The organism is Vibrio sp. 1978, assembly GCF_033344345.1.
Genome location: NZ_JAWPOP010000048.1, coordinates 1 through 8,295 on the forward strand (window position 1 = coordinate 1; position 8,295 = coordinate 8,295).

An 8,295-nucleotide genomic window follows, 5' to 3' on the forward strand; every position below is an offset into this window, starting at 1 on the left:
TTGGAAAGACAGGAACGGTACCGGAAAAAGACAGGAAAAAATCCCTAGGCGTAACAAGCAGCAAAACGAATTTATATTATTGAATTGTAAGAGCCATTACTGGATTCGTCCGGTAGGGGCTTTCTTATTTCTAGCTCAGTTAAATAAAGGAGTTTCTATGAACCAACCCAAAAATAGCAGGAAGAATTCAGAAGTTGATACATCTAAAACCACACCAGAAGACAATCCATTCTCTACCATTCTCAAAACAGGTGAAGCACCCAAATTAGGGGCAAAGGCCCAAGGAGTGGTGCTCTACGAGATTGCTCAAAACAGTGAAGATGATCAACTCTACTTTCGTATTGCGGGACAAAGTGGCGGGGCAGGATTGCATTCAAAACACTGGGTTCTACTTAACGAACTATTCCAGTTGATCGAATCTCAAGGTGATAGTCCGTGGAAAAGTCAGGTCTATAAATCCCTATATCCTTCAGGTTCAGCCAATAACCAAGGTTTCTGTGCCTCAATAGTTAGAGACTTAGGTCTAGCCAAAAAGTCCGAATCATCAATTTATCTTCACGTACTAGGCGACGAATACCAACAACTAAAAGCAGAGCTATTAGCGCTCGCAGACAAGAAAACAAAATAACCCTTCCATTTATCGTCGTTGACGTCGTACCGACGACACCGACAGCAATCACTACCAAATTCTTCAATCAGTAAATCTAATAAGGAAATGTAGTAATGAAAAAACTACTAATCAGTGCGTTAGTTCTAGCTAGCTTTGGTGCATCAGCAGGTCTATTTAGTTCGGATACAGATGATGCAATCCAGACAATTAAAGAAGGCAGCCCAGATGGTTGCCCTTACGTAATAGGGGACATGATCGACTCAGCATTCACCAATGAAACTTGGAAATCAGGTAAAACCAAATCGGGTCGAATCTTCGTGGATATTGAAGGTGATGTGAATTTCCGCAATCAAGAGCAGAAAGCATTTATGCAATTCGAAGTTGATGGGGATGAGTTCTGGCTCAATACATTGAAGCTAAATAACCAGTACCAAAGTCAGATGATGACTCGTAGCTTCGCAAATCATCTATGCGATTCAGTTAAGTAAGCTGGGTTATTAAATCGTTAAGGGTGATATCGAGAGGTATTGCCCTTTTTTACATCCCAGAAGGAGCAAACATGCAAAGCAAAACCTTTTCACAATCATCATCCCAATCCAAAAAGAACACAGGTATTCGTGCGGCTAAAGTCGGAGCTGCTATTGGGGCTAGGTATGGTCCATATGGGGTATTAATTGGTGGTATAGCTGGCTTCGTAATTGGTGTTGTCGCCGACGAGGTTATAGATGATTGACGGGCAAGCTAGGTGAGCAGGGGATAACCTCTGCTTTTTTGTTGTCGCCGACGTCGATTCACAATGCGTCGACGACGATACAACATTAAAGCTTTCAGTATCGTTACGGTATCATTGTTTTTTTGGATAAATCTGAAGAACAATGAGTAAAGCTAGACAGCCATTTACGATAGATTGCAAAGATAAAGACTTACAAGTATTTGAGCTAAATATCGTAGAACATCATCCGGAGCTTAAACAGCTAAAAATAGGAGGAAAATTAAGCTACGAACATCCTCAATTCCATGAGCTTTCTATAAAGGTCAACGATATGCCCGGAAATAGTAAGCCCTATTGTATTTTTGCTATGAACCTTTTTGGGTTGGATGACATTGAAGAGTACTACTGGGAGTGTCAAACATTACTGGAAAGACCTATTTCTCAGTTAGTTAAGAATGACTCGTTAGAGTTGAGCGTAAGAGCCGAGATGCATCGAATTATGCATACGATAGAGTTTCGACACCCATACAATAATGAAGTCACATTGATGGCTCGTGAGCTTGTCGAATTGGTTGAGCATTGTTGTTATGCATGGGACAACTGGTTGTGTACTGTGTTGAAAGCACAAATAGGAAATGAAGAGGCGATGTTCACTCCAGAGCTTCTTACCGAAATTCTTGATAAATGTTCTTATGTTGCAGACCAATTGGTTTTACTATCGAAGCTACCTGTAATGAATACAGGTGCATTCGAAGAGTTTCGTCCTAATCAAAAATACGCCTTACTAGCCAAATCCTTATTGCAGCTCTATCAAGACACAATTGTAAGCCATGTGCAGTGTTTAGTTGATGACCTGCAATCAGAGCTACTCACTACTATGGGATATGAGAAGTTATTGAGGATAGATACTAAGCGATATGTGGATATGGTGCTCTACTACGAGCTCTCTAAGCGGGCAGCAGAATTAGAAATGGAGCATACGGGTATCAAGTATGAACGAGAAGTGGAATTAAAAAGTCCCAATGCGTTTATCTATACTCGTCTACATGGTGGTTACAAAGCTAGCGATATCAGAGCAACGTATCGCTGGTTATTTATTAAAGCGTGGCTATATTCATGGTTAAAGGTTAATGCAGTGTCTGCCAATAAAGCAGCAGAAGAAATGGCAAAAAATGATCGCTTCTTTTATCTGGATAAAGTGAGTAGGAAAGTGGGGAAGGATGGTGTAGTTGAGTCTGATGATGAATGCTATGCCAGAAGACAGAAGCAACTCAATTCAGAGTTTAGTAAGTGGAAGAAGTATGATGGACCATTTGCTTATATATCAGATAGTTTGTTCAGTAAAATTAGGAATGCATACGAGAAATCACAACAGTCAAAGTAGCGTGAGTTAGATGCCCAAAGAGAAGCGAAAGCTTCTCTTTTTTTATGCCTGTAGCTTTTACAAGCACTTTGGAAATTATCTTCGTGGGGGAGCTGGTTAAATGTATTTCGTGGTTAGGAAAGAAGGTTCCAACGATAAGTTTGGCTATTGCAAGCACTTTGGAAATTCAACTCTACGACATTGCTGTTTAATGCAAACCAACGAGACGGAACGCCTTCTCGATGCTCTTTAACAATCTGGAAAGTAACGCTCTACGACTTTTGAATGTTGATTTTGCAACTTAATGGGTAGCTGAATGGCTGCCTATTGCGATGCTGAATTAAACCGCATTAATTTCTATTGATAACTTAGGAGAGAATGATATGAGTCTATTTGAAAAACTAAATGCACAGGCTGAAAAAGTAGCTAACTTCAAAGCGCAGATTCCTAGTCACGCATTGTCAAACATGATGCCGTCAGATGGTGTTCCATTTATGACGAAGTCTGAAGTACAAAAAATGCTAACGATTGAGCGATACGATGACGAGACAGGATATAAGTATACATATTATGTAGATGCCGATGTTGCGCAGTCATTACCAAAAAAAGAAGTATCTCAAAAGGTACTTCATGTTCTGCAAACGACAAAAAACGAGATTCGCTTTGTTCTATTGAGTAGCAACCCTTCAAACTCTTGGAACCGCAGTAAATTAGATGCGGTGAAGGTGAGTGATGAGGGTGCGGTTATCTCCGTAAAACGTAACAAAGAGGCTGGTGTCTATAGTTACTCGGTTGAGCATGATATTGCCCCATTCGATGTTGATATGTCTCTTGTAGCGAAAGCTTTTGATGAAACGTTTGGTGGAGAGTATCACATCGATTCCCTAGAACATCCTGTAGCTCAAGCGTTGTTGGGAAATAAAGGTGAGTTTGTTGACGTCGTTGACGGTGATACTGAACAAAAGCCAGTGAGTAATGACGACGCCGACGAGGAAAGAGTGAGAGATCCTTCCGAAGATGGAATTTTCTCGGACGACCCTGAGCCGTTAGAAGAATTGGAAGAAATCGAAATTGAAGATGAGATTGACCTTGATGATTTGGATTTCGATGATATTGCAGCATGAATTGCAATAGTACGTTATGGTCTTGGACCACATACCTATGCGCTGAATAAACAGTTACTTGCTCACTCTGTGCAAGGTTACCTACCTGACCATATTGCTCAAGAGGTTAAATCTGTTTCAAGCTTGCCCTCTTTAGATGTTCAACGTCGCATTACCCGGCATATAGAGCATCTAAAGAGTAGAGAAGCGATTAGAGTAAATCGTGCTGCAATGCTTAAGCGAATTGGTTCGTACTCACAGAAAAAATCGGGTACAAGCCAATTCGTAGCTAAGCAATATCAAGGCATTGTTAAAGCACTAAACACAGATTCTACCGGACATTGGTATCGTCCGGTCGTCTCGGCTTTTCATACTAAAACAGGTCGTGACCATGCTCTTGGTTCTTCTCTGAACCAAGTTCCTAAGCAGTACTGGAAGTCTGTACTGAGCCCACCTAAAGGCAGTGTTTATGCCCTTTTAGATTACCAGCAACAAGAGCCCATGATTGCCGCTTATTTTGCGCAATGTCAGGTGCTCATGCATTGGTACCAAAAGGGAGACATATACAAAAATATCGTTCAGTTAGTTGGCGGCCAATTTAGCCGTGACCAGTGTAAGCAACTGCTCATTGGGCGCTTATATGGTATCGGTTATCGGACACTCGCTGAAAAACTGGGGATTGTGTTGAGTCGAGTTAGAGCTCTGTCTAATGAGCTATCTCGTCTTATTTACCCAATTGACCGCTATCTCGCTAAGTCTGCCGATGTTATTCGGAATCAAGGCTTCGCTCGTTCCTTAGATTGGAAATACACCATTTCGGATTTGGACGGGCAACTCTCGCTAACTAATTGGAAGATCCAAGCAACAGGTGCCGACATTATGCGCCGAGCCTGCCTACGTCTTGATGATGCCAATATCCCACTTCTACTCACTAACCACGATTCGTTCTTGGTGAGGTTAGAACAAGCACAATTTCAAAACCAATTGGATGCGGCAACTCAGGCTCTCGCCGCCGCCGCCGCCGATGTTCTAAATGGTTTCCGTTTGAAAGTGGCAGTCGAAATGATGCTGCCATCCCAAGAAAAATAGTATTAAAGGAGATTTTTACAATGTCTGATAAAAACGCATTCGCAGAGTTCTTAGAACAGTTTACCCCTAGCGTAGTTAAGCAGGACGAGTCACGTACACCATATTTGATTGAGCATACCGGAGAGTCTAAGCAAGCTATCCCATTGGCTTCTGATAAGGGAGAGCAGATGCTGCGTAAGTTCGCTAAGCGAGTAGAACTAAGATTGGTTGGTAAAAACGTGAAAGATGCATTCGAGGAAGTCAAAGCTATCGCATGGGAGCATGAGCAGCCGTTGATTAAACCTCAAATTCGATATGGTATGGCTCCGGGAACTGAAACAGTGACCATTGACCTATCGAACGGTCAGATTGCTCAACTTAGCGCTCAAGGTGTTGAAGTGTTGGATACAATGCCCGCTAGTAATGAGAATCTCTATTTTCAGCGACCGAGCTTTCAGTTACCAATGGTTACGCCTAAGTTGCCATGTGACGACACCAAATCAGCCTTGGCAAAGCTGAGAAAGTTCATTAATACCGACACGAATACTTTCTTCTTGCTGATCGCTTACATGACTTACTTAATGGCACATCCTAAGGCGAAAGGTGTTCCTTACCCTATCTTGATGATTCAAGGCGAAAAGGGTGCGGGGAAAAGCTTCTTCTGCAATAACGTGCTTCGTGGTTTGCTAGACCCAAGCGCTGTTTCAGCAATGGCTTTCCCTAAACAGAGTGATTTTGTTCTGACCATCAACGGTATGTCGCTAGTTGTTATTGATAACCTTAGAAGTTTGACCAAGCGACAAAGTGATTTGCTTTGTACCGTAGCTACCAAGGGAACAATGACGAAGCGAACACTGTACAAGACAGCAGAAGTAACGATGCTAGAACTACATAGCCCACTGGTGCTAAATGGTATTCATGATTTTGTTAAAGAATCCGACTTGGCTTCCCGTTGTCTCCGAGTCAACTTGGAACCGATGAATAAAGGCAATCGACGTCCTGAGCAAGAGCTGAAAGCTGAGTTAGAAGCATCTATGCCAGAGATATTCGGTGCCTTATTGACTCTTGCATCCAAAGCGTTGGCGGTATTGCCTGATGTTGAGGTGATGCACGAAGCGCGAATGATGGACTATGCCAAATGGATAGGAGCGCTAGAAAAAATCTGGAAACTCCCAGAGGGTAAGCTGCAAAAAGTGTACGCGAAGAATGTAGAGTCTTTGATGGCGTCGGGCATGGCAGATGATAGTCTAACGATTGCTTTTACGGCATTGCTTAAGAAAACTGGAGATGAGCCGTGGAAGGGCAAACCTTCCGAGCTTCTGAATAAGCTTCAAAAGTTTGAAGAAAGCATGTACCTACCTAAAGGTGCAGCGGCGTTGTCAGCAAAGATTAAGGGGCAAGAATCGAGTTTGAATGCGAATGGCATTTACTTCAAGTTTGGACGAGATGCAGAGCGTTACATTATGGTTTCAGATAAACCTTTGATTTAATAAACACATCCGGCATCGGTGGCTTTGGTCATCGGTGCCGGATTTTTTGTTTTAGTGTCATCGTTGGCGGTTGGTGATAGACGTCGACGACGACAAGATTACTGAGAAATTTATGATAGCTCGGTGTGTAACTTCAATCCTGTTGCCTTATCTTAAGTACTAACTGTGTCATATGTATCAAAGCGCTTATTGGTTGTGCGTTACAATAAGCATGCAATGGATTAGTTCAAGAAGGAACATATGCACTATTTGTTTATCGATACATGTATTTGGCTCAACCTAGCAAAGTCAAAGAATCAATATGCTCTGGTGGAAACATTGGAGCATTTAGTTGAATCAGGCCAGGTTGAAATAGTGGTCCCTGATTTAGTAAAGAATGAATTTTCTCGGAATCGAGATCGAGTTCTTGAATCAACAAGGCAGCAGGTCGGAGCCGAATTCCAGAAAATAAAAAATATCGTTAATGCATATGGAGGGGAAAATAAATCTACCACGATAAGTGAACTAAATGATATTGGCTCTAGGTTGCCAATACTTACGGAAGTAACGGGTTACATGGCTGATAGGCTTACAGCTTTGATGGAAAGTAGTCGGCAACTTACCGTCTCTGAGGGAATAAAGCTAAAGGCTGTTGACCGTGCATTAAATAAATTAGCTCCCTTCCACAAGTCAAAAAACAGTGTTGCAGATGCAATCTTGATTGAATTGTTTCAAGACTTTAAGTCCACAATTTTGGATGGGGAATTTCATTTTATAACCGACAATTACTCTGATTTTAGTTCCAAGGATCGGCGGGAACCTCACTCTGATTTTTCTTCTATATTTTCGGAGAATGCTCATTACCATCTAGATATTGTTGATGCGGTAAAAAATATTTCTCCCGATATGTTGGAGGAAATTGAGTTAGAGTTATCTTGGATACAGGAAGATACCCGTGGACTTAATGAAATTTTGGACTCTATAGAAGAGCTAACTGACAAAGTTTGGTACAACCGACATATGTATCGCGCCCATATGATAGAACAAGGTCAAATTGAGCTTATCCCCGAAGGAACTGTTAGGAATGGAAATAATATCATTCACCAACATATATGGGATGGTGCTTTAGTTTCAGCCGACCGGGTAAGGCAAAAATACGATGATGTTGGCCCTTGGGATGACTTTGAGTGGGGTATGATAAATGGGAAGCTTTCTGCTCTAAGATGGTTGCTGGGTGATGAGTGGGACATGCTGGATACTTAAAGCTATATTGACTAATTGAATTCTCCTCGGGGGGAGTAATGGAAACTCAAATAAAAGCAATAATTCAGAAAGCTGAGGATACGTATCAGACTGCCCGATTTGGCTATGACGACCTTGTATCAATTTCACGTCTTCGTCGCTTCTCTGGTTTAAGAAACCTTATCGTATTTGGACGTTCGGTTACTTTTGTTCTTCAAAACCTGAAAACACCTGTTGGTGAAGAGGCATTTAACGAGTGGTACATCCCTTTACAAGAAGAAATGAAGCAGGATGTTGTCATGAAGTATTTCGTTACGCTCAGAAATGAGATATTGAAGCAAGGCAAGTTACCTATTAGCACATCTGTCACGGCAACTATTTCATCTGGTGATATTGCGAAGCTTGGGAATCCTCCTCCAGGGGCACAAAGCTTCTTTATCGGTGATCAATCAGGTGGAAGTGGTTGGGTTATTGAGCTAGCAGATGGTACTGAAGAAAAGTATTACGTGGAAATTCCAGAAAGTATGGCCAAAGTGCAGCAACATTTCAGTGAGTTGCCTGTACCAGAGGAAGACTCTTTAAAAACCAAGTCTATTGAAGAGTTGTGTAGATATTATCTTGAGAAGTTAGAAAACTTAATTGATGATGCAAAGCTAACATTCTTAAATGATCAGACTCAAAAAGTTGGGAGTATTCGATTACCTTCATACTTACGAGTTGTGAAATAG

At 41.7% G+C, this 8,295-nt stretch carries 9 protein-coding genes; all 9 read left to right on the plus strand.

The genetic code is table 11. The features are described from left to right. Positions 1–157: 157 nt before the first annotated feature. The 9 genes from R8N49_RS23840 (at position 158) to R8N49_RS23880 (ending at position 8,295) form a co-directional block, all read left to right on the plus strand. Positions 158–628, plus strand: a complete 471-nt coding sequence (locus tag R8N49_RS23840; protein WP_318190103.1) for a hypothetical protein — start codon at positions 158–160, stop codon at positions 626–628. 95 nt (positions 629–723) lie between these two features. Next, on the plus strand, positions 724–1,098 hold the full coding sequence (locus R8N49_RS23845; protein ID WP_025536544.1) for a hypothetical protein: 375 nt from the start codon (positions 724–726) through the stop codon (positions 1,096–1,098). A 71-nt stretch (positions 1,099–1,169) separates the two neighbouring features. Continuing rightward, positions 1,170–1,343: a hypothetical protein gene (locus R8N49_RS23850; RefSeq protein WP_180766487.1), complete on the plus strand. Its 174-nt coding sequence runs from the start codon at positions 1,170–1,172 to the stop codon at positions 1,341–1,343. Positions 1,344–1,485: 142 nt separating this feature from the next. After that, entirely contained in the window at positions 1,486–2,706 is a 1,221-nt protein-coding gene (locus R8N49_RS23855) for a hypothetical protein (RefSeq protein WP_318190098.1), read from the plus strand. 362 nt (positions 2,707–3,068) lie between these two features. Beyond that, positions 3,069–3,809 (plus strand): hypothetical protein, encoded by a 741-nt coding sequence (locus R8N49_RS23860; RefSeq protein WP_318190099.1) that lies wholly within the window; start codon positions 3,069–3,071, stop codon positions 3,807–3,809. Between the two features lie 210 nt (positions 3,810–4,019). Further along, positions 4,020–4,877 carry a DNA polymerase gene (locus R8N49_RS23865; protein WP_318190100.1) on the plus strand — a complete coding sequence of 286 codons (858 nt, stop codon included), beginning with the start codon at positions 4,020–4,022 and terminating at the stop codon, positions 4,875–4,877. Positions 4,878–4,897: 20 nt separating this feature from the next. Further along, the gene (locus R8N49_RS23870; protein WP_318190101.1) at positions 4,898–6,346 is read left to right on the plus strand and encodes an ATP-binding protein; all 1,449 of its coding nucleotides are present in this window, start codon (positions 4,898–4,900) and stop codon (positions 6,344–6,346) included. Positions 6,347–6,586: 240 nt separating this feature from the next. Next, the gene (locus R8N49_RS23875) at positions 6,587–7,588 is read left to right on the plus strand and encodes a PIN domain-containing protein (RefSeq protein ID WP_065274159.1); all 1,002 of its coding nucleotides are present in this window, start codon (positions 6,587–6,589) and stop codon (positions 7,586–7,588) included. Positions 7,589–7,626: 38 nt separating this feature from the next. Beyond that, positions 7,627–8,295, plus strand: coding sequence for a hypothetical protein (locus R8N49_RS23880; protein ID WP_318190102.1), 669 nt, complete (start codon positions 7,627–7,629; stop codon positions 8,293–8,295).

Bases quoted from the DNA above. Each gene is read 5' to 3' on its own strand.
- R8N49_RS23860 (WP_318190099.1), top strand. From the start codon at position 3,069: ATGAGTCTATTTGAAAAACTAAATGCACAGGCTGAAAAAGTAGCTAAC.
- R8N49_RS23875 (WP_065274159.1), top strand. From the start codon at position 6,587: ATGCACTATTTGTTTATCGATACATGTATTTGGCTCAACCTAGCAAAG.
- R8N49_RS23840 (WP_318190103.1), top strand. From the start codon at position 158: ATGAACCAACCCAAAAATAGCAGGAAGAATTCAGAAGTTGATACATCT.
- R8N49_RS23880 (WP_318190102.1), top strand. From the start codon at position 7,627: ATGGAAACTCAAATAAAAGCAATAATTCAGAAAGCTGAGGATACGTAT.
- R8N49_RS23865 (WP_318190100.1), top strand. From the start codon at position 4,020: ATGCTTAAGCGAATTGGTTCGTACTCACAGAAAAAATCGGGTACAAGC.
- R8N49_RS23845 (WP_025536544.1), top strand. From the start codon at position 724: ATGAAAAAACTACTAATCAGTGCGTTAGTTCTAGCTAGCTTTGGTGCA.
- R8N49_RS23850 (WP_180766487.1), top strand. From the start codon at position 1,170: ATGCAAAGCAAAACCTTTTCACAATCATCATCCCAATCCAAAAAGAAC.
- R8N49_RS23855 (WP_318190098.1), top strand. From the start codon at position 1,486: ATGAGTAAAGCTAGACAGCCATTTACGATAGATTGCAAAGATAAAGAC.
- R8N49_RS23870 (WP_318190101.1), top strand. From the start codon at position 4,898: ATGTCTGATAAAAACGCATTCGCAGAGTTCTTAGAACAGTTTACCCCT.